The organism is Methylosinus sp. DMC45 (assembly GCF_056313885.1).
In genome coordinates this window covers 1-23050 of sequence record NZ_JBQUZK010000044.1, presented here as the reverse complement: position 1 = coordinate 23050, position 23050 = coordinate 1, and the positions used below count along the sequence as shown (strand labels likewise).

The 23050-nt window shown below is 64.6% G+C and carries 22 protein-coding genes, 1 tRNA gene and 1 pseudogene; 12 read left to right on the top strand and 12 right to left on the bottom strand.

Annotated features, from left to right (window positions below):
* Positions 1-125: 125 nt before the first annotated feature.
* The 5 genes from ACT53T_RS12035 to ACT53T_RS12015 form a co-directional block, all read right to left on the bottom strand.
* Positions 126-1034, bottom strand: coding sequence for a hypothetical protein (locus ACT53T_RS12035; RefSeq protein WP_476161370.1), 909 nt, complete (start codon positions 1032-1034; stop codon positions 126-128).
* 5 nt (positions 1035-1039) lie between these two features.
* Positions 1040-2608 carry a 2-polyprenylphenol 6-hydroxylase gene (ubiB, locus tag ACT53T_RS12030; protein WP_400767183.1) on the bottom strand — a complete coding sequence of 523 codons (1569 nt, stop codon included), beginning with the start codon at positions 2606-2608 and terminating at the stop codon, positions 1040-1042.
* Positions 2609-2644: 36 nt separating this feature from the next.
* Positions 2645-3406: a bifunctional demethylmenaquinone methyltransferase/2-methoxy-6-polyprenyl-1,4-benzoquinol methylase UbiE gene (gene ubiE, locus ACT53T_RS12025; protein ID WP_142862480.1), complete on the bottom strand. Its 762-nt coding sequence runs from the start codon at positions 3404-3406 to the stop codon at positions 2645-2647.
* A gap of 162 nt (positions 3407-3568) precedes the next feature.
* Positions 3569-4570 carry an adenosine kinase gene (locus ACT53T_RS12020; RefSeq protein ID WP_476161369.1) on the bottom strand — a complete coding sequence of 334 codons (1002 nt, stop codon included), beginning with the start codon at positions 4568-4570 and terminating at the stop codon, positions 3569-3571.
* A gap of 68 nt (positions 4571-4638) precedes the next feature.
* A complete protein-coding gene (locus tag ACT53T_RS12015; protein ID WP_476161368.1) occupies positions 4639-4899 on the bottom strand; it encodes a hypothetical protein in 261 nt (86 codons plus the stop codon).
* On the opposite strand from ACT53T_RS12015, the gene ACT53T_RS12010 reads away from it, so the two are divergent.
* From ACT53T_RS12010 to fba, 3 genes are all read left to right on the top strand, one after another.
* Positions 4889-5764 (top strand): phosphoribulokinase, encoded by an 876-nt coding sequence (locus tag ACT53T_RS12010; RefSeq protein ID WP_400767179.1) that lies wholly within the window; start codon positions 4889-4891, stop codon positions 5762-5764. The two genes, ACT53T_RS12015 and ACT53T_RS12010, sit on opposite strands and share 11 nt — an antisense overlap.
* Before the next feature lie 13 nt (positions 5765-5777).
* Entirely contained in the window at positions 5778-7778 is a 2001-nt protein-coding gene (gene tkt, locus ACT53T_RS12005; protein ID WP_476161367.1) for a transketolase, read from the top strand.
* 265 nt (positions 7779-8043) lie between these two features.
* The gene (gene fba / locus ACT53T_RS12000; protein ID WP_400767176.1) at positions 8044-9126 is read left to right on the top strand and encodes a class II fructose-bisphosphate aldolase; all 1083 of its coding nucleotides are present in this window, start codon (positions 8044-8046) and stop codon (positions 9124-9126) included.
* Between the two features lie 53 nt (positions 9127-9179).
* Here the strand turns inward: fba and ACT53T_RS11995 are convergent, their stop codons facing one another.
* Positions 9180-9542: a hypothetical protein gene (locus tag ACT53T_RS11995; RefSeq protein WP_476161366.1), complete on the bottom strand. Its 363-nt coding sequence runs from the start codon at positions 9540-9542 to the stop codon at positions 9180-9182.
* Between the two features lie 177 nt (positions 9543-9719).
* On the opposite strand from ACT53T_RS11995, the gene rpe reads away from it, so the two are divergent.
* The 4 genes from rpe (at position 9720) to ACT53T_RS11975 (ending at position 14254) form a co-directional block, all read left to right on the top strand.
* Positions 9720-10406, top strand: a complete 687-nt coding sequence (rpe, locus tag ACT53T_RS11990; RefSeq protein ID WP_476161365.1) for a ribulose-phosphate 3-epimerase — start codon at positions 9720-9722, stop codon at positions 10404-10406.
* An 83-nt stretch (positions 10407-10489) separates the two neighbouring features.
* Positions 10490-11980, top strand: a complete 1491-nt coding sequence (locus ACT53T_RS11985) for a pyruvate kinase (protein ID WP_476161364.1) — start codon at positions 10490-10492, stop codon at positions 11978-11980.
* Between the two features lie 79 nt (positions 11981-12059).
* A tRNA-Gln gene (locus ACT53T_RS11980) sits at positions 12060-12134 on the top strand.
* Positions 12135-12229: 95 nt separating this feature from the next.
* Positions 12230-14254 (top strand): tyrosine-type recombinase/integrase, encoded by a 2025-nt coding sequence (locus tag ACT53T_RS11975; RefSeq protein ID WP_476161363.1) that lies wholly within the window; start codon positions 12230-12232, stop codon positions 14252-14254.
* Between the two features lie 397 nt (positions 14255-14651).
* Here the strand turns inward: ACT53T_RS11975 and ACT53T_RS11970 are convergent, their stop codons facing one another.
* A complete protein-coding gene (locus tag ACT53T_RS11970; RefSeq protein WP_476161362.1) occupies positions 14652-15341 on the bottom strand; it encodes a TetR/AcrR family transcriptional regulator in 690 nt (229 codons plus the stop codon).
* A gap of 172 nt (positions 15342-15513) precedes the next feature.
* Here ACT53T_RS11970 and ACT53T_RS11965 point away from each other — a divergent pair, with 172 nt between their 5' ends.
* From ACT53T_RS11965 to ACT53T_RS11955, 3 genes are all read left to right on the top strand, one after another.
* Positions 15514-16173, top strand: coding sequence for an outer membrane protein (locus tag ACT53T_RS11965; protein ID WP_476161361.1), 660 nt, complete (start codon positions 15514-15516; stop codon positions 16171-16173).
* A 296-nt stretch (positions 16174-16469) separates the two neighbouring features.
* Positions 16470-17147 carry a DUF3313 domain-containing protein gene (locus tag ACT53T_RS11960; protein ID WP_018264844.1) on the top strand — a complete coding sequence of 226 codons (678 nt, stop codon included), beginning with the start codon at positions 16470-16472 and terminating at the stop codon, positions 17145-17147.
* A gap of 123 nt (positions 17148-17270) precedes the next feature.
* Positions 17271-18107 carry a TauD/TfdA dioxygenase family protein gene (locus tag ACT53T_RS11955; RefSeq protein WP_476161360.1) on the top strand — a complete coding sequence of 279 codons (837 nt, stop codon included), beginning with the start codon at positions 17271-17273 and terminating at the stop codon, positions 18105-18107.
* A 1170-nt stretch (positions 18108-19277) separates the two neighbouring features.
* On the opposite strand, the gene ACT53T_RS11950 is transcribed toward ACT53T_RS11955, so the two are convergent.
* The 4 genes from ACT53T_RS11950 to ACT53T_RS11935 all read right to left on the bottom strand — a co-directional run bounded on the left by ACT53T_RS11950 (position 19278) and on the right by ACT53T_RS11935 (position 21081).
* On the bottom strand, positions 19278-19913 hold the full coding sequence (locus ACT53T_RS11950) for a VIT1/CCC1 transporter family protein (protein ID WP_476161359.1): 636 nt from the start codon (positions 19911-19913) through the stop codon (positions 19278-19280).
* A 164-nt stretch (positions 19914-20077) separates the two neighbouring features.
* Positions 20078-20221 carry a DUF3096 domain-containing protein gene (locus ACT53T_RS11945; RefSeq protein ID WP_083967044.1) on the bottom strand — a complete coding sequence of 48 codons (144 nt, stop codon included), beginning with the start codon at positions 20219-20221 and terminating at the stop codon, positions 20078-20080.
* A gap of 213 nt (positions 20222-20434) precedes the next feature.
* Entirely contained in the window at positions 20435-20851 is a 417-nt protein-coding gene (locus tag ACT53T_RS11940) for a CsbD family protein (RefSeq protein WP_476161358.1), read from the bottom strand.
* Positions 20848-21081: an AI-2E family transporter gene (locus ACT53T_RS11935; protein ID WP_185966546.1), complete on the bottom strand. Its 234-nt coding sequence runs from the start codon at positions 21079-21081 to the stop codon at positions 20848-20850. Before ACT53T_RS11935 ends, ACT53T_RS11940 begins: the two co-directional genes overlap by 4 nt.
* Positions 21082-21539: 458 nt before the next feature.
* Here ACT53T_RS11935 and ACT53T_RS11930 point away from each other — a divergent pair, with 458 nt between their 5' ends.
* Positions 21540-22103 carry a hypothetical protein gene (locus ACT53T_RS11930; protein ID WP_476161357.1) on the top strand — a complete coding sequence of 188 codons (564 nt, stop codon included), beginning with the start codon at positions 21540-21542 and terminating at the stop codon, positions 22101-22103.
* Positions 22104-22370: 267 nt separating this feature from the next.
* Here the strand turns inward: ACT53T_RS11930 and ACT53T_RS11925 are convergent.
* Positions 22371-22838: pseudogene (locus ACT53T_RS11925) on the bottom strand (transglutaminase-like domain-containing protein); the annotation flags it as partial.
* Positions 22839-22901: 63 nt separating this feature from the next.
* Here ACT53T_RS11925 and ACT53T_RS11920 point away from each other — a divergent pair.
* A partial coding sequence (locus ACT53T_RS11920; protein WP_476161506.1) for a transposase occupies positions 22902-23050 on the top strand: 149 nt, incomplete at its 3' end.

Here is a 23050-nt window from a genome sequence, read left to right as displayed (position 1 = left end):
AGCCGGACGAGCCCCGCCGCATCGATACCATGTTTGCGCGTTTTGGGCAGCGCACGCAGCATGACGGCGCTGCGACGAGCGCGCCCACCCCGCCCTCTAGCGCGCCCTGCTGCGATCCGACGCCTTCAGCGCTTCACCGCGGCCAATTCATCGGCGAGCGCCTGCGCTTGCGCGGTCAGCGCGGCGAAGAATTTCTCCGATCTCGCATGCTCGGCGAAGCAGCGGCGGAAGGCGGCGGAGCCTTCCTCCTGCAGCTTCGAATATTTCTCGAAATCCTTCTCGTCGGCCCGGCCGGAAGCGGAATAGGAGTCCATCGCCTTCTTGGCCTCGGCCTGATGCTCGCTCCAGATTTTCTCGCAGGCGGGTCCGGCTTCGATCTTCGCCTTGGCCGGCGTCGAGGCGATATAGAACCGTCCCTCGCTAGCGACGGCGACGATGATCTCGTCGGGCAGCGCGCCGCCGGCGTCGTCCTGGCTGCGCAGATCGAGGACGGCGGTCGCCAGCGTCGCCGCCGCGGGCTTGGCGATGGGCAAGTCGGCGTATATCTCGACGCCCGCGTCCGGGCTCACCGCCAGAGTGTAGAACAAGGGCGAAGCGAGCGCCTCGCCGAGCGTTCGCGGCGGCTTCTCGCTTTTCTCCCAATCCTTGCGACGGGCGCGCAAAAAAGCCTCGGCGAGGCCTCGTGTCGAGACGGTGAGCAGCGATTTCTCGTCGTCGCCGGTGAAAGCGAGGCCGTCGAGCTGATCCGCGCCGATACCGTCGAACAGTGTCTCTATGCTGTATTTGCCGAGCTTCTGAAAACCGGGGACGGAGACGGGGCCGATGATCGCCTCCATCTTCTCGCCGAGCTCTTTGAGAGTTTTTCGCTCTTCCGCCTCGGCCGCTCCGGCGGCTTTGCCGGCCGCCTCCAGCTTGCGCAGCTTGGCGGTCGCACGATTGCGGTGGGAGAGATAGGCCTCCTCCGGCGTCGCGGCCGCGGCGGCGAGAGGCGTGAAGGCGAGCAGGAGCGCGAGCGAAACCGTTTTCGACAACATCGATCTCATCTCATCCAGTGAATGGCCAGCAGCGCCGCCAGCACGACGGCCAGCATGAACCAGCGATCCGCCCGCCGCCGCGCCCGCGCCAGACCTTCGAGCGAATCTTCCGAGAGGCGCAAGCCCTTCGTGCCTGCGGAGGCCAGCATTTCGACGGCCGCCTCGGCGTCATTGAGCAACTTGGGCAGTCGCGTCGTGAATTTGGCGACCTCGATCGCGGCGCGGCCGGCGTCCTCGAGCTTGGCCTTGGGGCCGAGATTATCCTCGATCCAGCTGCGCACGACCGGATCGGACGTCCGCCAAATATTCAGCGAGGGATCGAGCGAGCGGGCGACGCCCTCGGCCACCACCATGGTCTTTTGCAGCAGCACCAGCTCGGTGCGCGTGCGCATGTCGAACAGCGCCGTCACCTCGAAGAGCAGAGTGAGCAGCCGCGCCATGGAAATGTCTTGCGCATTCGCCGTATGCAGCGGCTCGCCGATGGCGCGCAGGGCCTGCGAGAACTCCTCGACCGAATGAATGGGCGGCACATAGCCCGCCTCGAAATGCACCTCGGCGACGCGCTTGTAATCGCGCGTGATGAAGCCGAACAGGATTTCGGCCAGAAAGCGCCGCTCCTTGAAGCCGAGCCGGCCCATAATGCCGAAATCGATGGCGACGAGCCGTCCCTTGCGATCGACGAAGAGATTGCCCTGATGCATGTCGGCGTGGAAAAAGCCGTCCCGCATCGCCGTGCGCAGGAAGGACTGCAGCACCTTGCGGCCCAGATCCTTCAGATCATGGCTCATGGCGGCGACGCGGGCGATGTCCGACAGCGGCGCGCCGTCGATCCATTCCAGCGTCAGCACTTCCCGCGTCGTGCGGTCCCAATCGACGCCGGGGGCGCGAATGTCGGGGTCGTCCGCCACATTGTCGCGAAACTCCGAGGCAGCCGCCGCCTCGAGGCGAAAGTCCGTCTCGAGCTTCACGGAGCGGGCCAGCGTGTCGACGACCTGGATCACCCGCAGCCGCCGCGCCTCGGCCGAGAAACGCTCGGCCGCGTGGGCGAGAATATACATATCGGCGAGATCGCGGCGGAACTGGCGTTCCACATCCGGCCGCAGCACCTTCACCGCCACCTTGCGCTCGCCCTCCGCATAGGCGACGCGGGCCGGATGCACCTGGGCGATGGAGGCCGCAGCCACCGGCTCGCCGAAGGAGAGGAAAATCTCGTCGATCGGCTTGCCGAAGGCTTTTTCGATGATCTCGACCGCGGCCTTGCGGCCGAAGGGCTCCATGCGGTCCTGCAGCGCGGTCAGCGCGTCGGCGATCTCGCCGCCGACGACATCCGGGCGCGTCGCCAGAAACTGGCCGAGCTTCACATAGGAGGGGCCGATCTGCGCGAAGGCGCGCACCAGCGCCTGCGGCGCGCCGCCGGCGCTGCTGCCGGGCTTGGCGAGGAGATTGCCGAAACGCAGCAGAAATTGCGCCGGGACGGGCAGAATCGCCGGATCGACGCTCTTGAACACGCCTTCGCGCGCCAGAATGAAGCCGGCGCGCGCCAGTCGGAAGAAATGCCCGAAGCCGATGAGCACGAAGAGCCGCCGTTCGTGTTTTCGTTTATGGAAAGATCAGAGCTTCCAGCCGGAATGGATCGCCACCACGCCGCCGGTCAGCCGTTCGAAGCCCGTGCGGCGGAAGCCGGCGCGGCGGATCATCCGCTCGAACTCGTCCGCGCGGGGGAAGCGCTGAATGGACTCGACGAGATAGCGATAGGGCTCGCCGTCGCCGGCGACGAGCTTGCCGATCGCCGGGATCACATTGAAGGAATAGGCCTCGTAGATCTTGTCGAGGCCCGGAATCGCGACCTGCGAGAATTCTAGGCACAAGAAGCGCCCGCCCGGCTTCAGCACGCGATGCGCCTCGGCCAGCGCGACCTCGATCCGCGGCACGTTGCGAATGCCGAAGGCGATCGTGTAGGCGTCGAAATGCGCGTCCGGGAAAGGCAGGGATTCGGCGTTGGCCTGGACGAATTCCAGCTTGTCGGAGAGGCCGCGCTCCTGGGCGCGGTCGCGGCCGACGTCCAGCATGTCGCCGTTGATGTCGAGCACGACGATCTCCGCCTCCGGCCCCGCCGCCTTGGCGATGCGGAAGGCGATGTCGCCGGTGCCGCCGGCGACGTCCAAATGGCGGAAGGGGCCGCGGCGGGAGGGCCGCACCTTGGCGGCGAAGACATCCTTCCACAGCCTGTGCATTCCGCCGGACATCAGATCGTTCATAATGTCGTAGCGGCGCGCCACCTTGTGGAAAACATCGTCCACGAGGCCTTGCTTTTCGTCCAATCCGACTTCGGAGAAACCGAAATGGGTCGAGGTCTCGTGCTCAGAGGTCATAATCTCTCGCGTCCGGTGGCGTTCGGGGCGATATAACGCGCCTTTGCGCCTATGGCTATGGCTGGGGGCGAAAACCATCCCGCTTCGAGAAGGGCGGGCGCAGGGCGAATGAGAAGCGGCGCCCGGCCTCCCCGGCGAGCGAGAGGCGGAAGCGCCGACGTCTCAGGCGAGCAGGCCGTGGTCGCGGGCGAGCTGGAGCAGGTCCTTCTGCGGCCGGGCGCCGACATGGGAGATCACCTCCGCCGCCGCCAGCGCGCCCAGCGAGGCCGCGCCCTCATAGAGAGCGCCGCGCGCGAGGCCGGCCAGGAAGCCCGCCGCGAAGAGATCGCCGGCGCCGGTCGTATCCACCACCTCCTCCACCGGATAGGCGGGGACGGCGACGCATTTGCTTCCCTCGACGACGACGACGCCCTTCTCCGAGCGCGTGACCACGCCGAGCAGATTGGCCTCGGCGCCGAGCGCCTTGGCCGCGGTCGCGAAATCCGCCGTCTCATAGAGCGAATGCAATTCGCTCTCATTGGCGAAGAGAATATCGACGAGGCCCTCGCGCACCAGCCCGAGGAATTCGCCGCGATAGCGATCGACGCAGAACGCGTCCGAGAGCGAGAGCGCGACGCGATTGCCGGCGGCGCGGGCGGCCTTGGCGGCCTTCAGAAAGGCCTCCTTGGCGGCCGGCGGATCCCAGAGATAGCCTTCGAGATAGAGAATCTTGGCGGAGCGCACGAGCGCCTCGTCGACATCCGCCGGCCCCAGAGCCTGGCAGGCGCCGAGGAAAGTGTTCATGGTGCGCTGGCCGTCCGGCGTCACCAGAATGAGGCAGCGCGCGGTGGCGGCGCCGTCGGCGGCGACGGGCGTGTCGAAGGCGACGCCGGCCTTGCGAATGTCATGGGCGAACTCGCGCCCGGCGTCGTCGTCCTTCACCTTGCCGATAAAGGCCGCGCTGAGGCCAAAGCTCGCCGCGCCCACCAGAGTATTGGCCGCCGAGCCGCCGGACATCACCGTCGTCGGCCCCATTGCGGCGTAGATTTCGGCGGCGCGCGCCTCGTCGACGAGCTGCATCGCGCCCTTGTGGAGGCCGGCGGCCACCAGCCGATCGTCTTCCGTGCGCGCCAGAGTGTCGACGATGGCGTTGCCGATTCCGAGGAGGTCATAGGTGGCGGACATGAAATCACCTGCTTCAGAACTTTGGCGCGAGCGCCGGACGGCCCTCTCTAATCGAGCCGGCCGCGACGTCAACCGATCGCGCCGGGAAGGCGCCGGACCGCCGCCGAGGCCAAGGCTAGGCCGGAGCGCCGAGACGAGACAACAACATTTTGAAAAACAACGATAATTAAGAACATGTTCCGCCCAGGCGGGCGGCGCGCGGCGGCGTTCGAGATTTTTTTTGCGCGGGCCGAGCAAACGCCCGGCTTTTCTTGTAGGAGAATTGCAGCGCGGCCCTCCGGCTCGCGCGTCCCGTTCCGGCCCGCGGTGAGCGTCGTCATGTCGATCAAGCATCCGATCATCTCGATCACCGGCTCGTCCGGCGCCGGCACCAGCTCAGTCAAGCAGACTTTCGAGCAGATTTTCCGCCGCGAGAAGGTGGAGGTCGCCTATGTGGAAGGCGATTCCTTCCATCGCTTCGACCGCGACCAGATGAAAGCCGCCATGAGCGAGGCTCAGGCGCAGGGCAACGCCCATTTCAGCCATTTCGGCCCAGAGGCCAATCTGCTCGGCGAGCTCGAGAATCTGTTCAAGGAATATGGCGAGACCGGAACCGGCCAATATCGCCATTATGTCCATGACGCGAACGAGGGCGCCGTGCTCGCCTCGCCGCCCGGCACATTCACGCCCTGGCGCGAGCTGCCCGCCAATACCGACCTTCTGTTCTACGAAGGTCTGCACGGCGCCGTGGTGACGGAGGACGTCAATGTCGCGCGCTACGCCGATCTGAAGATCGGCGTCGTGCCGGTCATCAATCTCGAATGGACGCAGAAGCTCCATCGCGACCGCAACACGCGCGGCTACACCACCGAGGCCGTCACCGAGACGATCCTGCGCCGGATGCACGATTATGTGTATTACATCTGCCCGCAATTCTCGGAGACGGACATCAACTTCCAGCGCGCCGCGACGGTGGACACCTCCAATCCCTTCGTCGCGCGCTCCATTCCGAGCCCGGACGAATCGATCGTCGTCATCCGCTTTCGCGATCCGCGCGGCGTCGATTTCCCCTATCTCGTGACGATGATCGCCGGCAGCTGGATGTCCCGCGCCAATTCCATCGTCATTCCGGGCAATAAGCTCGATCTCGCCATGCAGCTCATACTCACGCCGCGGATATTGGAGCTGATGAAACGCAAACGTGGCGAAGCCTGAGGAAACGAACCCGATGTCGAATGTTTTGGAGACTGTCGCCGAAGTCGCCGCGGCCGAGGACGAGCGCCGCGCCGCCAACGCCATTCGCGCGCTGGCGATGGACGCGGTGGAGAAGGCCAAATCCGGCCATCCCGGCATGCCCATGGGCATGGCCGACGTCGCCGCGGTGCTGTTTCGTCAGTTCGTGAAATTCGACGCCTCGGCGCCGGACTGGGCGGACCGCGACCGCTTCGTGCTGTCGGCGGGGCATGGCTCCATGCTGCTCTATGCGCTCGTCTATCTGCTGGGCTATCCGGGCATTACGATCGACGATCTGAAGAATTTCCGCCAGCTCGACTCCAAGACCCCCGGCCATCCCGAGTTCGGCCACACCGTCGGCGTCGAGACGACGACCGGACCGCTCGGCCAGGGACTCGCCACCGCCGTCGGCCTCGCCATCGCCGAGCGGCTGCAGGCGGCGCGTTTCGGCGACGAGATCGTCGACCATCGCACCTATGTCATCGCCGGCGACGGCTGCCTGATGGAAGGCGTCAGCCATGAGGCGATCGACCTCGCCGGCCATTTGAAGCTCGGCCGGCTGATCGTGCTGTGGGACGACAATGGCATTTCCATCGACGGGCCGACGACGCTCTCCACCTCCACCGATCAGCTGGCGCGTTTCGCCGCCTCCGGCTGGCACGTGCAGCGCGTGGACGGCCATGCGCCGACGGAGATCGCCGCCGCGCTCGCCGCCGCGCAGCAGGACTCGCGCCCGTCGCTGATCGCCTGCCGCAGCGTCATCGGCTATGGCTCGCCGGGCAAGCAGGGCAAGGAGACAGTTCACGGCGCGCCGCTCGGCGCCTCGGAGATCGAGCTCGCCCGCGCCGAGCTCGGCTGGCCCTATGAGCCTTTCGAGATTCCGGCGGAGACGCTGGAGGCCTGGCGCGCCGCCGGCCGTCGCGGCGAGAGCGAAAGGCTCGCCTGGGAGCAGCGCCTCGCCGCCTCGTCCAAGCGCGACGAATTCGAGAATTTTCTGAAGGGCGACGTCTCCGGCGCCGTGGCCGCGCCGCTGCGCGCGTTGCGCGAGAGCTTCGCCACCGAGCGGCCCAAGGTGGCGACGCGCAAGTCCTCCGAGACCGTGCTCGGCGTCATCAACGCCGCGACCGACGCGACGATCGGCGGCTCCGCCGATCTCACCCATTCGAACTTCACCATCACCAAAGGGCTCGGCTCCGTCTCGGCGGAGAATTTCGCCGGCCGCTATATTCACTATGGCGTGCGCGAGCACGGCATGGCGGCGGCGATGAACGGCATAGCGCTGCACGGCGGCTTCGTGCCTTATGGCGGAACCTTTCTCGTCTTCTCCGATTATGCGCGCGGCGCGATCCGCCTCTCCGCGCTGATGGGCCAGCGCGTCGTCTATGTGCTGACGCATGATTCCATCGGCCTCGGCGAGGACGGGCCGACGCATCAGCCGATCGAGCATCTCGCCTCTCTGCGCGCCCTGCCCAATCTCTACGTGTTCCGCCCGGCGGACGCGATCGAGACGGCGGAGAGCTGGGAAATCGCCCTCAATGCGCGGACGACGCCCTCCGTGCTGAGCCTGTCGCGCCAGAATTTGGCGACGCTGGAGCGGCCGATCGGCGAGAATCTCACGGCCCGCGGCGCTTATGTGCTGCGCGAGCCGAGCGGCGGGCGCCATGTGACGCTCATCGCCACCGGCTCGGAGGTGCAGATCGCTCTGGCCGCGGCCGACCTTCTGTGGACGCGAGGCGTGCGCGCGGCCGTCGTCTCCATGCCCTGCTGGGAGCTGTTCGAGACGCAATCGCCGACCTATCGCGCCAGCGTGCTCGGCTCGGCGCCGCGCGTCGCGGTGGAGGCCGCCGCGCGCCTCGGCTGGGATCGCTGGATCGGCGAGCGCGGCGCTTTCGTCGGCATGACCGGCTTCGGCGCGAGCGCGCCGGCGGATGCGCTCTACGCCCGTTTCGGCATAACGGCCGAAGGCGTCGCCGGAACCGCGCAAGCGCTGCTCTGACGATCGGCGTAATCGGAACGGCGCCCGCGGCTTCGCGGGCGTCGCGCCGGCAGAAATGAATAGTCGATTTCGAGCTCGAACGAATAGACCAAGAGAAACCCTCGCGAGAGGACGCCGCAATTCTCGGCGCGCGGCTGCGGGAGGTGATGACATCGCCCGCGCTCCGCTATATCGCTATCAGCGGAATCGGCCTGCGCCCCCCATATTGCTCTGGCGGCGCCGTCTTAGACTTTAATCGAATTCCGGCACTGGGAGGACACCGCAAATGGCGCTCATCACCCTGAGACAATTGCTCGACCACGCCGCCGAGCACGACTATGGCGTGCCGGCCTTCAATATCAACAATATGGAGCAAGGCCTCGCGGTGATGGAGGCCGCCGCCTCCGTCGACGCTCCGGTTATCATCCAGGCGAGCCGCGGCGCCCGCTCCTACGCCAATGACGTGATGCTGGCCAAGATGATCGAGGCGCTGGCGATCATGTATCCCGACATTCCGCTGGTCATGCACCAGGACCATGGCAATAGCGAAGCCACCTGCGCCAGCGCCATTCGCTTCGGCTTCACCTCGGTGATGATGGACGGCTCGCTGGAGGCCGACGGCAAGACGCCGGCGAGCTATGACTACAATGTCGCGGTGACGCGCCGCGTCGTCGATCTCGCCCATTGGGTCGGCGCCTCGGTGGAGGGCGAGCTCGGCGTGCTCGGCTCGCTGGAGACTGGCGAGGGCGAGAAAGAGGACGGCCATGGCGCCGAGGGCAAGCTCAGCCACGACCAGCTGCTGACCGACCCCAGCCAGGCGGTGGATTTCGTCGCCCGCACCAAGGTCGACGCTCTCGCCATCGCCATGGGCACCTCGCATGGCGCTTACAAATTCTCGCGCAAGCCCGACGGCGCCATTCTCGCGATGCATGTGATCGAGGAGATTCACAATCGCCTGCCGAACACGCATCTCGTGATGCACGGCTCCTCCTCTGTGCCGCAGGATTTGCAAGACGCCTTCAACGAGGCCGGCGGCGAGATGCCGCAGACCTGGGGCGTGCCGGTCGAGGAGATTCAGCGCGGCATCAAATTCGGCGTGCGCAAGATCAACATCGACACCGACTGCCGCATCGCCGTCACCGCCTCCATTCGCGCGACTCTGCTGAAGAACAAGGGCGAGTTCGACCCGCGCAAATATCTGAAGCCGGCGCAGGAGGCGATGCGCAAGGTCTGCAAGCAGCGCTATGAGGAATTCGGCGCCGCGGGCCAGGCGAGCAAGATCAAGCCGATCCCGCTCGCCGACATGGCCAAGCGCTACGCCAGCGGCGCGCTCGATCCGCAATTCGCCGGGGCCAAGGCCGCGGAGTGAGGTCTAAAACGGCGCGCCCTGAAATATCGGGCGCGCCAATGCTCGCTTCGCGCTTATTTGCACTGGTTGAGATCGGGACGATCGGCGGCGCAGAAATTCGCGCCTTTCGCATCGGCCTTTCCGCCGGCGGCGAAACCACCCGTCAGCACAGCGCCCTTGAAAGTCGCCGTCACGACCTTGTATTTGGTGATGTCGGTGCGGGAGTTGTCGCAGTGCTTCAACGCCGCCTTGGAGCATTCGGCTTCGCTCGCAACCGTTTCCTGCGTATCGCACTCCTGCTTGCCGTCGCACTTCTTGTACGATTCCGCCTCCTGACCGGCGCAGGCCGTGCGCTTGATGTGAACGACGCAATCGGCGGCAAGAGCGTTCGTAACCGACAGCGCCAGCAGCGCGGCGAGAGCAATGGCTTTTTTCATGGGATCCCCCCTCTATGTGATGTGCGGCGGACGAGCGGTTCAGAGCGCGCGCCGCCATCTCACTCGTGCATGGCCATTGCGAAGCCTGCGTGACGCAAGCCGACGCAGCCCCCGGAGCGCATTTGCCCTTGGCGACCCGCCACCAACTCGACCGCCGGCTGCGACGGAGCCCCTCACATGACGAATGACATCATCATCGCCCCTTCCATTCTCTCCGCCGATTTCGCGCGGCTCGGCGAGGAGGTGCGCGATGTCGTCGCCGCCGGCGCGGATTGGATTCATCTCGATGTGATGGACGGGCATTTCGTGCCCAACATCACCTTCGGCCCCGGCGTGGTGAAAGCGCTGCGCCCGCACGCCGCGTGCATTTTCGACGCGCATCTGATGATCGAGCCGGTCGACCCTTATGTCGCCGCCTTCGCCGAGGCCGGCGCCGACATCATCACCCTGCACGCCGAGGCCGGCGCGCATCTGCACCGCTCGCTGCGGCTCATTCGCTCGCTCGGCAAAAAGGCCGGCGTCTCGCTCAATCCCGGCACCAGCGAGCGCGCGCTCGATTATGTGCTCGACGACGTCGATCTCATTCTGGTGATGAGCGTCGATCCGGGCTTCGGCGGGCAAGGCTTCATCCCCTCGCAGATCGACAAGATTCGCCGCATCCGCGAGATGATCGGCCGGCGCGAGATCTTCCTCGAGGTCGACGGCGGCGTGACGCGGCAGACGGCGACGGCGATCGTCGAAGCCGGCGCCGATGTTCTCGTCGCCGGCTCCGCCGTCTTCGCCGGGAGCGGCGCTGCGGCCTATCGCGAGAACATCGCCGCCCTGCGCGGCGCGGCGGCGGCCGCCGGCGCGCTGGCCGTGTGACGGCGCGCCGCACAGAAGCGTTGCGAAAGCGTCACAATGTAGGGAGAAAGCTTCAGCCCCCGCGGCGAGTGGACGTCACCCGAATGAAGGACGCCGAATTCAGGCCGGCGAGCGAGGCTCGCGCCGATCTCCGAGAATTGCTGACCGCCCTGTCGCGCTTGCGCGAGGAGGTCGACGCCGACGGCCATGCGCTCATCGCGAGCTGGGGCGGGCCGTTTTCGACAGAATTCGCGCCGGCCGCGGAAAATCTCGCCCATTATCTCGCCCTGCGCCGCCGCGATCTCAGCGATCTGCAAGCGCGCCTCTCGGCTTTCGGCCTCTCCTCGCTCGGCCGCAGCGAGGCCAAGGTGATAGAGGCGCTGGATGCGCTTCTGGCGACGCTGCGGAGGCTCTGCGGCGAGACCGACGCCCCCTACCCTACCCTAGCCGCCATGCGCGCCGGCGAGGACGCTCTGAGCGCCGCGCGCGACTTGATTTTCGGCGCCGTCCCTGCGACGCCGCACGCCGTCGTGATGGTCACGCTGCCGAGCGAGGCGGCGAGCGAGCCCGAGCTGATCCGCCGCCTGATGGAGGCCGGCATGGGCTGCGCGCGCATAAATTGCGCGCATGACGACGCCGCCGCCTGGAAAGCGATGATCGCCAACATACGCGCCAGCGAGCGCGCGCTCGGCCGCAATTGCCGCGTGCTGATGGACCTCGCCGGACCGAAGTGCCGGATCGAGCAATTGCGCGCGCCCGAGAAGCTGCGCCTCTATCGCGGCGACCGCTTCGCCATGGTCGCGACGCTCGATCCGCGCGCCGCCGGGCCTGTCGCCATCCAGCCGTCCTTTCCCGAGACGATCGGCCAGCTCGCGCCGGGCGCGGAAGTGTGGATCAACGACGGGAAGATCGGCGCACGCGTCGTCGGCGCGAGCGCCGGCGCCGTGGAGCTGGAAGTGTTCAGCGCGCGCGGCAAGGGCGAGCGGCTGAAGGTCGAGAAGGGCCTCAATTTCCCCACGACCGATCTGCGCCTGCCGCCGCTGACGCCGAAAGATTTTCGCGATCTCGACTTCGTCGCCGCCGAGGCCGATCTCGTCGGCTTCTCCTTCGTGCAGGAGACGGCCGACGTCGATCTCCTGCAGGACCATCTCGCCGCGCGCCGCGGCGCCCTGCCCAAGCAGACGATCGTGCTCAAGATCGAGACGCCGCTCGCCGTGCGCAATCTGCCGCGGCTCATTCTGCGCTCGGCGCAGCATCATCCGACGGCGGTGATGATCGCCCGCGGCGATCTCGCGGTCGAACTCGGCTTCGCCCGCCTCTCCGAAATGCAAGAGGAGATTCTATGGCTCTGCGAGGCCGCCCATGTGCCGGTGATCTGGGCGACGCAGGTGCTCGACCAGTTCATCAAGGACGGCGCGCCGAGCCGGGCGGAAACCACGGACGCCGCCATGGCGCAGCGCGCCGAATGCGTGATGCTGAACAAGGGGCCGTTTCTCGCCGAGGCGGTGACATTCCTGCGCGACGTGCTGGCCCGCATGGATCGCCACCAATCGAAGAAATTCGCCCGCTTCACCCCGCTGCGCGCCTGGGACTGAAGCGCGCGAGACGGTTGCGGAGGCGACGCCGGGGCATTATGGGATAGCCGCCGCCCGGCGACTCGGCCGGTCGGCGCATTGGGGCGTCGCCAAGTGGTAAGGCAGCGGATTTTGATTCCGCCATACGGAGGTTCGAATCCTCCCGCCCCAGCCATAGCCAAACAACCATCTGAAAATTAAGCAAAAGCTCCCTTAGCTGGGGCGGTTTTGCGGTCTGTTGCACATCACTGTAACACAAGGGTGTGCCACATGCCGGCCGTCTCTCACGTCTTTCGTCGCGGCGCCGTATACTACTGGCGACGGCGAATCATAGGCGTCCCCGGCGGCGACGTCGGAGGCGTCGTCGTCGTCAGCCTGGGCACGAAAGACCTGGATGTAGCGCGTCGGCGTGGAGCAGCGTTGACCCATATGAGCGAGCAGCTTTTCGAGGAAATCCGCCTCGCCCGTCTCAGCCCGGAGGCGGCGCGGGAGATTTTGATCGCCGCGGCGCTCGAGCAGTCGGACCTGCTCGCCCGGGCGGCGACGGCGGATCGCGCCCGCTCCGAGCCGGAGCCAATGAGCGGCGCCCGCGCCGACCGCGTTGTCGGCGCCGTCTATAAGCTGCTCGCGGAGCGAGGGACGTCGGCGCGGCTCGACGCCGACTCGGCGGCCTTTCTGGCGCGCTGCGGCCTCCCGGCCGCTGAAGCGTTTCAGGTTCAGGCGACGCTCGAGGTGTTGCGGCGGCAAGGTCTTGTTCCGGCGCCGGAGTGGAAGCTTCGCAAGCTGCTCGCCGAGCATGCGCCGGACGTCGAGCCCTCCGCATCCGTGCTCGCCGAGACGGCCCATGCTTTCTATCGCGGCAAAGCAGCGGCCTGCCTCGACACCGATGAACGCTGGAGCGACACGACGTCCGACGATGTCGAGCTGATGCGCGCCGCGCGCAAAAATCGCGCCGCGCCCGCTCCATCGACCACGGAACCGAAGCGATCGACGACCGCTCCGCCTCCGCCTGCCGTTCCAACAGCCTCAGCGGATTTGGAGCCAGCCGCCGATCTCGCGACAAAAGTCTCGCCCACCCCCGTCGTCGTAAGCGCCGCGCAAGACCCGGACATACCGACAACGATCACCGACCACACCGCGCAGCTCGCGGCGACTCGGCTACAATTGGGAAATTGGGACGAAAAAACGGCCGGCCAGCACATCTCCGTCGCGCGCCTGCTGACTCGCATCGTCCAGCACGACGAGTTCGCGCGCCTGCGGCAATGCGACGTTGCGAAATATCGCGACGTGCTGCTCGGCTTGCCAAAATCCTACGGAAAATCATCCAAGGACGCGCAAAGGTCGGTCGCCGAGCTTCTCGCCCGAGGCCAAGCGCTGCCTGAGGAAAAGCGTGGGCTGATCGCGCCGACGATCAATCGCCATATGACCCAGCTCGGCAATATTCTCAAATCTGCGGCGTCCTACGGTCTCCGCACGGCGGAAACGATCGACCTGACCGGCTTGCGGGCAAAGGAAGGGGAACGCGATCGCGACCAGAGACCGCCCATGACGCTCGACGATATTCGGGCCATATTGAAGGGCGCGCCCTGGCATGGATGCCTCAGCGAGGCCGAACGTCTAGAACCCGGTCAGATGGTGATCCACGACTCGCTCTACTGGGCGCCGCTGATCGCCATCTACTCGCTGATGCGGCGCGAGGAGATATGCGGCCTGATGATCGTCGACGTTCATTTCGACGTCCCCGTTCCGTATTTCAATATCGTCCGCAACAAATACCGCCGCCTCAAGAACCCACAGTCCAAGCGGAAAATTCCGATCCATCCCGAGCTGCTGCGTCTTGGTCTTCGCGCCTATATCGAAGCAATCGCGGCTCTGGGATATGATCTGCTGTTTCCAGAATTGCTGCCCGCCAGCGGAAAGGCGGTGCTCGGCAACCAGTTTCACCGCGAATGGCTCCCTCTGCTGACCCATACGGCGCCCGCGGCGGTCGAAGAGGGCAAAGTCTTCCATTCCATCCGCCATTTCGGGAATCAGCAGCTCGTCGAGGCGGGGGTGATCCCCGACTGGCGGCAGGACATCATGGGCCACAAAGGCACGAGTGAGGTCGAGGAACGTTATCGCGACGACGTCGCCCTGCGCAGGAAGCTGAGAGCGCTGAAGAAGCTTCCGAATGTCACCGCTCAATTGCAGGCTTGCCCGATCCTTCTGCGCGAGAATGTGGTCAAGAAAATCGGCAGGAAGCCGAGGCGAAAAAACGGCAATGCCGGTGGTTCCGTCCCGGCCTCTGGTTCATGAATCGGATGGCCGACGTCCTGGTGGCCCCGCCGTGGAAGGTCTGATCGAGCGAGGCTTCCGCGCTGGATCCATCGACCCGGAGCCGCTCGGCCGCGAGCGCCGAGGCGCTCGCGTTTCGGTTTCGCGCCGATCGGCGCTGCTTCCGGTCGCCGGCGCCGCTCGGTCCTAAGTCGTCGAGCTGCTGAAGTCGCGCATCGCCGACGGCCGCGCGTCGAGCGTTCCGATCGGGTCCGCGAGCCGCCCTGGCGCCGCTTTCCGAAGCTTCTCGAGTTCTGCGACGACGGCAATAGCCGATTAGAGCGCCATTGCCGCCACGGACCGGTTCAAAGCGAAGTCTCGATTTGTGGCAATGTCGTTCGGCAAGTCCGATTCGTGACGGCTCGGGCCCAGGGTGAGGTCAGGCATTGCGCGTTTTCGTCGGCGCGCGTCGTCTACCCACCTTCGTAGTCGCCGGCTTCTCTATTGTCCTCCTCGTTCGACGAGGCGCCTTTGTCGAAACATCCTCTTTCGGCTCGGCGGCGCCGCCCTCGGCGAGGCAGGCGGCCAGAATCCTCTCGATCAAGGGCCGCGTCTTGGCGCTATTGTCGTCTTGCAGCGCCTCCGCCCCCAAGACTTCGCGAAAGATCGCCATTCCGACGAGGCAGGCGTTGAACAAGGTCGCGCGTTCGTGCGCCGACGGCCCCTCGAGCGCGCCGGCGACGGGTCCGATGAACTCTGTGAGGCTGCGAGCGCGCAACACCTCCCGCGCTTGCGGATTGGTCAGCGAGCGCACGACGATCTGAAGCGTCTCGTTCTGGCCTGCCGCGCTGAAGAATCCGTCCGCGAAGTCGGCGCTGAGCCGACTCGCGTCGAGAGCAGACCGCGACTCGACCTCCTTGGAGGTCGAGAGAACCGCCGAAAACAGCTGCTCCTTGGAGCCGAAGGCGCGATGGACCAGCGCCACATCCACTCCGACCTCGGCGGCGATGTCGCGCAGCTTCACGTCTTCATAGGAGGCGGTGGAGAAACGCGCGCGCGCCGCTTCGAGTATGCGCCGCCGCGTGATCTCTCCGCCGCGCTTTTCCTGAAGCTCCGCCAGCGTCGCCATATCGAACCGCCTCCCGTTTCCGCGCAGATTATTCGTCTCGTGACGACCGTCAAATGGGTCCCGAAGGCGCATGTGTCAACATTGTTGTGTCAACCTTGTTGACATTCGGTCGGTCTCGCGTATTTTCCTTCTCGGCGGCTCGGACGACGCCCGAGCGCAGGGGAACGAAAACATGATCGAGAAATATTCGACGTATTTGGCGGGGGCGCTCTGCGTCATCGCGGCGAGCGCGAGCGCAGCGCGCGCAGCCGATCTGCCGTATATGAAGCCGGCTATCGCTTTCGAACCGCCGTCGGCCTTCACCTGGACTGGCCTATACGGCGGCCTGAACGCAGGCGGCGCAGTGGGCGCGGGCTTCGGCGCCGATGCGTATAGCGACAAATCGCCGAGCGGCGTCGTCGGCGGAGGTCAGATCGGCTTCAATTATCAATTGACGCCTCACTTCGTCATCGGCGCGGAAAATGATTTTCAGGCCTCGAGCCTGAAGGCGCGAGACGACGGCCCCTATCATCGCGACGCGTCGCTGCCATGGTTCGGAACGGCGCGCGGACGCGTCGGCGTCGCGCTCACGGAGCCGCGCCTGTTGATCTACGGCGCGGGCGGCATGGCCTTCGGCGAGCCGAAGATCGCCGGCGACGGAAAGCTGCGCGTCGGCTGGACCGCGGGCGGCGGCGTCGAATGGGCTTTCGCGCCCAAATGGTCCGCGAAGCTCGAATATCTCTATACGGATATTTTTCGCGACATCAGGAACAACGCCTCGGATCGGCACGCGCGATTCCACACGATCCGAGTCGGCGTGAACTATCACTTCGATCTGTTCTCGCAACCGTGACGATGCGAGGGCGAGGATGAAGTGGCGAAGCCGATGACGCGGCGACCGCTGTCGCCGCGCCGAATGCAATCGTGAGCTTCGACTCGATATGGCCAGATGATCGTGCGCCCTGCCGCCGATAGCTCGGCGGACGCGGCTGCTGTTCGTTCCTGCGGCGTCGCATGGCGCAAAACCGGAGTGCGTCTCCGATCGGTCCGAGGTTCCGACGCGGGCGCGCTCTCACAAACTTCGAAATCCGACCACGAAAGTCGACGCCGGGCCGCAAATGCGCGGCGCCGGGCGCAACGGAGAATAGCATGGCGACACTGGATAAAGCGCTTCGACCGACTGTCGCGCTGCTCTGCCTCGGAGCGAGCGCCTGTTCGAGCGTGGAGCCGATCGCTTATGCCGGGCTTCCATCCTCGGCGCATTTGGCTCCCAATCGGCAAGGCGACGCCAAGCGCATCCCCTTTCGTTATGCCGCCGTGACCGACTGGCGAGCGTATAATAAGATCATCATCGATCCCGTCGCGATCTATCGCGGCGCCGATCATCAGTTCGGCGATATGGCCGAAGCGGACAAGGCCTCGCTCGTCGAGCACATGCAGAGCGAATTCGCCGAAAAGCTCAAAAGCCGTTTCACCATCACGGACAGGCCGGGCGCGAATACGCTGCGGCTGAAATTGACTTTGACCGGCGCTGTAACGAGCACGCCCGTCCTCAGCACATTGTCCCGCTTCGATCTCGCGGGCGGCCTCTATAATGGCGTGCAGACGGTGCGCGGCGGCGAAGGTCTGATGACCGGCTCGGCGATCTACGCGGTCGAGATACGCGACGCCTCCGACAATCGACTGCTCACGGCTTTCGTCGCCAAGCAATATCCCAGCCCGCTGAATATTCCGGCGAGCGTCGGCGCGCTATCCGCCGCGCGGACGGGGATAGAGAAAGGCGCTGAAGACCTGTTGGAGCAGCTTTCCCGCTCGGCGAAGTCCTGACGCCGTTTCCGCTGCGGGTCGCGACGAGACAGCGCGGCCCGAGCGCTCACATCGTCTTCGGCGAGCCGAGTTTCTTTCCATGTCACGGGCGCGGGGGCTCGATACATACATGAGGAGGCGAGCATGAACGCCATCACCATTCGGCGTGGCTTCGAGATGTTCGATTTGACGCCGCGCATCGGATCCTCGATCGAGATGGATGTCGCGGCGCTGACGCGCGGGGAATATGCGGCGGAGATTCGCGACATTCTGGAACGACGCGGCGTGATCGTCTTTCCTCGGCTGCACCTCGATGATGCGCAGCACCTCGCGCTCTCCCGGACGCTCGGCGAGATCGTCCCCTTGCGCGGAGACGGACTTATGCCGATCACGCTCGACAGACACGTCAACGCATTCGCGGCCGAATATTTGAGAGGATCGTTCTTTTGGCATTTCGATGGGGCGAGCGACGATGTTCCGGCGTGCGCGGCGATATTGAATGCGAAGCGTTTGTCGCCGACCGGCGGTCAGACCGAATTCAGCAATTGCTACGCAGCTTGGGACGAGCTGCCGGTCTCGGTCAAGACGTCCATAGAAGGACTCCGCGTCGTTCATAGCGTCGAAGCGGCCCAGCGTCTCGTGAACCCCACGCCCACGGAAGACGAGCTGCGCCGATGGCGACGTCATGCGCCAAAGACGCATCCACTGGTCTGGACTCACAAATCAGGACGCAAGTCGCTCGCGCTCGGATGCACGGCGTCGCATATCGAAGGTCTGACGCCCGATGTCAGCGGCGCGCTTCTCGCCGAGCTCACGAAATGGGCGACATTGCCGCGCTTCGTCTATCGGCACGAATGGAGCCTAGGCGATCTGCTCATCTGGGACAACGCCGGAACCATGCATCGCGTCACGCCCTATGACGCGGAGAGCGGCCGGCTGATGACGCGAACGACCATCGCCGGCGAGGAGCCTTTGAACTGACGAGCGCCTCGGCTCGGGCGCGTCGGAGCGGGCCGCTCGGCGTCGCCGCCCGCTCCGCTTTGGAATGCCGGGGCCCCGAGCCGAGCTAATGGCTCGCACGGGCGGTGGTTGGTCGCCTCGATCCCTCTGGCCAAATTTTCTATGCGCCGCGCCGCCGCTCGGAACTCGAAGACGCGGCAATCCTTCGCCGCCGGTCGCGTCCGACGAGTGACCTTTCTGGCGCGAGCTCCCCCTTCTCGAGGGCGAAGGGCGAGCTTCACCCGTTGCGGGCGCGTCCCACTCGAAGGGCGAGCGACCGCTTTCGCCGAAAGCCGACATTCCCGGATACGTCACTCGGCCGTTGCCGGGAGTGGAGTCCACATGTCCTTCCGCTGAAGTTGCGCCTGCCCGTCTCTCATCGATGGGCGACCGGACTTTGGCGCGAATCAGCTTCCTCCACGCAAGCGGCGCTTCAAGCCATCGTCCAGATTGGGATTGTTATGTTGGCTCTCGCAACCTCCAGGATCGCCGTCAACGAATTGAGCAGAGAGAACGTCGTCGATGCAAAATTCGAGGAAACCGCGGAAATGACCGATCGGTCGAGATTTGCGCTTTTCAGTCGCGAATTACAGGCCTTTTTTATAAGTACAGATAGTTATTAGAAATAGAAAAAATCGTAGCAAGGAGTCGGCAAGCGGCAAGCCTGCCGAGCTTCCGGGTTGGCCGATATGCGGTTGTCGGTAAGCGCCAGCGGCGAGGATTTGCCGAAAATGGCGTCACCGATTGATCGAGTCGAAGAGGCCGGCGAGGCCGTCGTGAAAAGGGATCGAGCGCGTCGGCTTTTGTCTGCGCCCGTACGAGCCATTCGCTGAAAGGACAGGCTCCGATCTCGACGTCTCTTTCGGACTCGAGGGGCTGTGAGTCCGGCGATCAATGCAACAAGCCGGGCATACTCTCCCCAGTTGTCGGTCTTCTCTCGGAACCGAGCCCACCGCCGATCGTCTAACTCTTCTTCGCGTCGGATTTCCCATCGCCGCGCTTCTTGTTCGCGCCAACCTGCTCAGACTCTTCCCGTTCCCGTTCCCGTTCCCGTCCCCGCTCTGCAACGAATGTTTTGATCGTAGCCACGAGCGGAACCCCTGCGTCGCTCGCTTCCGCTCTCACAAAGTGAGTCTCTTCCGAATCCAATCTTCAAACGACCGTGCCGAAAACTTTTCCGATGCCGGCGGTGAGGGCCATCGCCAACGCGCCCCAGAATGTCACTCGGGCTGTCGCGCGCAGAACATCGGCGCCGCCTGCTCTTGCTCCGATGGCGCCTAAAAGCGCGAGGAAGGCCAAGGACGCGACGGAAACGACGGGGACGAGCGTGCCGACAGGCGCCACGACGACCATGAGCAAGGGCATGGCGGCGCCCAGCGAAAACGTATCTGCGGATGTCAACGCCGTTTGCACAGGACGGGCGGTGGTGATCTCTGAAATTCCGAGTTCATCGCGCGCGTGGGCAGTCAGAGCGTCTTTCGCCATCATTTGCTCGGCGACTCGACGCGCGAGCTCTCGATCGACACCGCGTGTGACATAGACGTCGGCGAGCTCATCGAGTTCGAACGCGATGTTGTCGCTGAGCTCTTTACGTTCACGCGTGATATCCGCTCGCTCGGTGTCGGATTGCGAGCTGACGGACACATATTCGCCCGCCGCCATCGACATGGCTCCGGCCACCAGTCCAGCGACGCCCGCGATCAAAACATCGTTTCGCGTCGCGGTCGCCGCGGCTACGCCGACGATCAGGCTCGCGGTCGAGACAATCCCATCATTGGCCCCGAGCACTGCGGCTCTCAGCCAACCGATGCGATTCCGCCCTCTCGGGCGCGCCGACGTCGCGACAACCCGAGGAAATGCATTCAATGGCCAAAACCTAATTGCACGCTATCGCTTTTCAGCGGCGTGCGTCGCCGCTCGGAGAAGACATTTCGGAGTGCTATCGCTCGTCGTCACTTGATCCACCCGAGCCCCAGAATTCCCGATACGATCAAAAAAATCGCGACGATGTAGTTGAGGAGCCGAGGGATGATCAGAATGAGAACGCCGGCGAGCAGCGAGACGATCGGCTGGAGGTGCTCGATGCTGATGTTCATGGGCCTACTCCTTAAAGCAATTTTTGGAGATTTCACGAACCGGATCATACCTTGAATTAGGCCGACGGAGCGAAATCGCAATCCGAGATGAACCGATTTCGCTCCGATTGTCAGGCGCCGACAGTGAAAATCGCGAAGGGAAACCCGCAGAGGCGCGGGGGCCGTACGCCTCCGTGGTCGACGACGGTTTCGTTCCCTTAGTCAGATCGCGCTTTAGACTTTCTTGGCGTCCTTGATCGCGTCCTTTATCGTATCCTTCGCCTCTCCGACCGCGCTTCGAACCGCACCTCCGAGTTGATCGGCTTTGCCATGCAGCTCGAGCTCCTTGTCGCCGAGAACCTTCCCCGCGACTTCTTCGATTTTGCCCTTTATCTTCTGTCCCGCGCCCTTGATGCTTTCCTTGTCCATGACATGATCCCCTGTTGGTTTATGTCCCGTTGGTTCGTCATTAACTAGGGCGCATACGGAGTTTAACGAGTGGCGCAGTGGGCGCTTTTCCGGCGACATGTGACGCCGCCTCGAGATGGGTGCGCTGGCCGAGAGCGGCAGGTCGGCGGAGCCGTGGCTTTTTTCACGCACCGTATCGGGACGCGGACGTCGACGCGAAATGATCGCCTCGACATCGATCAATGCGGCGCGTTGCGAGGGCAGCGCTCCACTTCGGGCGCGTTTCCTTCCAGCCATTTCCGCCATATGGCGAACAGCACGGCGAGAATGAGCGGGCCGAGAACCAATCCGACCAAGCCGAAGGTGAGCAGGCCGCCCATCGCGCCGAGGAAGGCGATGACGAGAGGAATGTCGGCGGCGCTGCTGATCAGCAGCGGCTCGAGAAAATTGTCGGTCGGATTGACGATGAGCACGCCCAGGCGAGCATATCTGTCGATTTTGCAGGTCGCCTCCTCGTTGCATTCGGGCTTGTCGAAGTTCTCCCAATAAAGCGCAATATCGCCATGGCGACCCTGCGCAGCGGCTAGAGTATTTACCGAGGCTGATCGTCGCCAGTCAGGTGCCTATATTACAGATGTCGACCGCTCGATATCGAGACCGGATCTCGCAACGAAGGCCCAATCCTTTCGTGCGCGCGACGAGTTGGCGATAAATCGCGTCCATCGACGCTCAGAACGTCCGCGCCGCTCGGCTCGATGAACTTCGCTCGAGCGCCGTCTTTGGAAAACTCGTGGTCGTGCTCCGGGCCGCGGGCAACGCTCGGCGCGATCGTTAGGCTTGCGCGCATTTCCCCGCTGCTCGGCGCGTTCACAGCGTCGATGCCACAGCGTCGCGCTCGTCGCCCCATTCGCCCTCTCGAAAGGAGGCTCTCATGAAACGCTTCGACGAAATATCGATCGCGAGTTTCGCGTACCACTTTCAGGCCGCGACCGCGGTCAAGACGCTCTCGCAGGCAGGCTTCGATACCGGGCGATTGAGCGTCGTCGGACGCGGATATTGCTCTGATAGAGATGGCGTGGGCTTTCACAACGTCGGCGGACAGATCCGAATGTGGGAAAACTATGGCGCATTTTGGGGTGGCCTATGTGAGCTATCCGCTGGAGGCGTCTTTTCGACTTCGCCATCTACCGGACCGGTAGTGGCGCTCGGCGCCATTGCCGCCCTCATCCACCGGCAAGTCGCCGGCGCGATGTCATCCCGCGGCGCGAGCGCCTTGGTCGCGGCGCTCTGCGGTCTCGGCATTCCGGAGGACAGCGTTCTCGATTGCGAGCAAACATTGAGGGCCGATGGATTTTTGGTCTTTGTGCATGGACGTGGCGCGGAGTCGACACGAGCCCATGCGATTTTGGCGGGCCTGAAGCCGACGCGTTTGGAGGTCCATGCAAGCCCGCTCGCGCGAGCGCGAAGGGGGCATATCGTTCACGTTGCGGCGTGAAGGCCTGGTCCGCTTCGAGTTCCTCGAGCAAGCAATTTGCGGCCGCCATCGATTTGCACGCCCAGATGCAGCAGGCCCATCGAATTGTTCGCGAGCAAAGCTTCATCGCGTTTCACGAACACGTCCTCCCGAGCCGCGGGCGCCGTCGAGGATTGCTCCGATCGATCGCCGAACGGGCCGGTGGACTCTGCTGCGCCTGAGACCTGTAAGCTCGCGCCCCGCAGATGATCATCGAAGGAGCAATTGCCAGCTCACGACAGCCGTGGATCACTCGGCGTCTTCGGTGACCTCATCTGTCCAGACACGAAAATTTTCCAGCTTGTTGGGACCGAAGGTCGTGACCATCGCCACATCCGCTGCGTCGCGCCCGCGCGCCAGCAGAACGCGCCCGATCCTGGGCGTGTTGTTCCTTGGATCGAATGTTTGCCAAGCGCCGCCGATGTAGGCCTCGAACCAAGCAGCGAAATCCCCGGGCGGATAGGGAGGCGGCGTCCCCGCGTCGCCGAGATAGCCGGTGCAGTAGCGCGCCGGAATGTTCAGCGCGCGGCAAAAAGCGATGGCCAGATGCGCATAATCGCGACAGACGCCGAGACGCTCTTCATAGGCCTCGCATGCCGTTCGCGTCGCCCGCGCGTGCTCGTAACCAAAGCAGATATGGTGATGCACGAAGTCGCAGATCGCCTGTACCCGACCTCGTCCGGGCGTCGCGGAGCCGAATAGCGTCCAGGAGAGTTCTAGGCTCAGGACCTATTAATTTCGAGTGAGGCGTGATTCAAGGTCTCCGATATGGAGGCTTTGATGGGTGATTTGTTTTTGCTGAGCGAAGCGCAGATGGCGCGGATTTCCCCTCATTTTCCCTTGGCGCACGGAGTGCCGCGGGTGGACGACCGCCGCGTGGTCAGCGGGATCGTCTACGTCATCAAGAACGGCCTGCAATGGAAGGACGC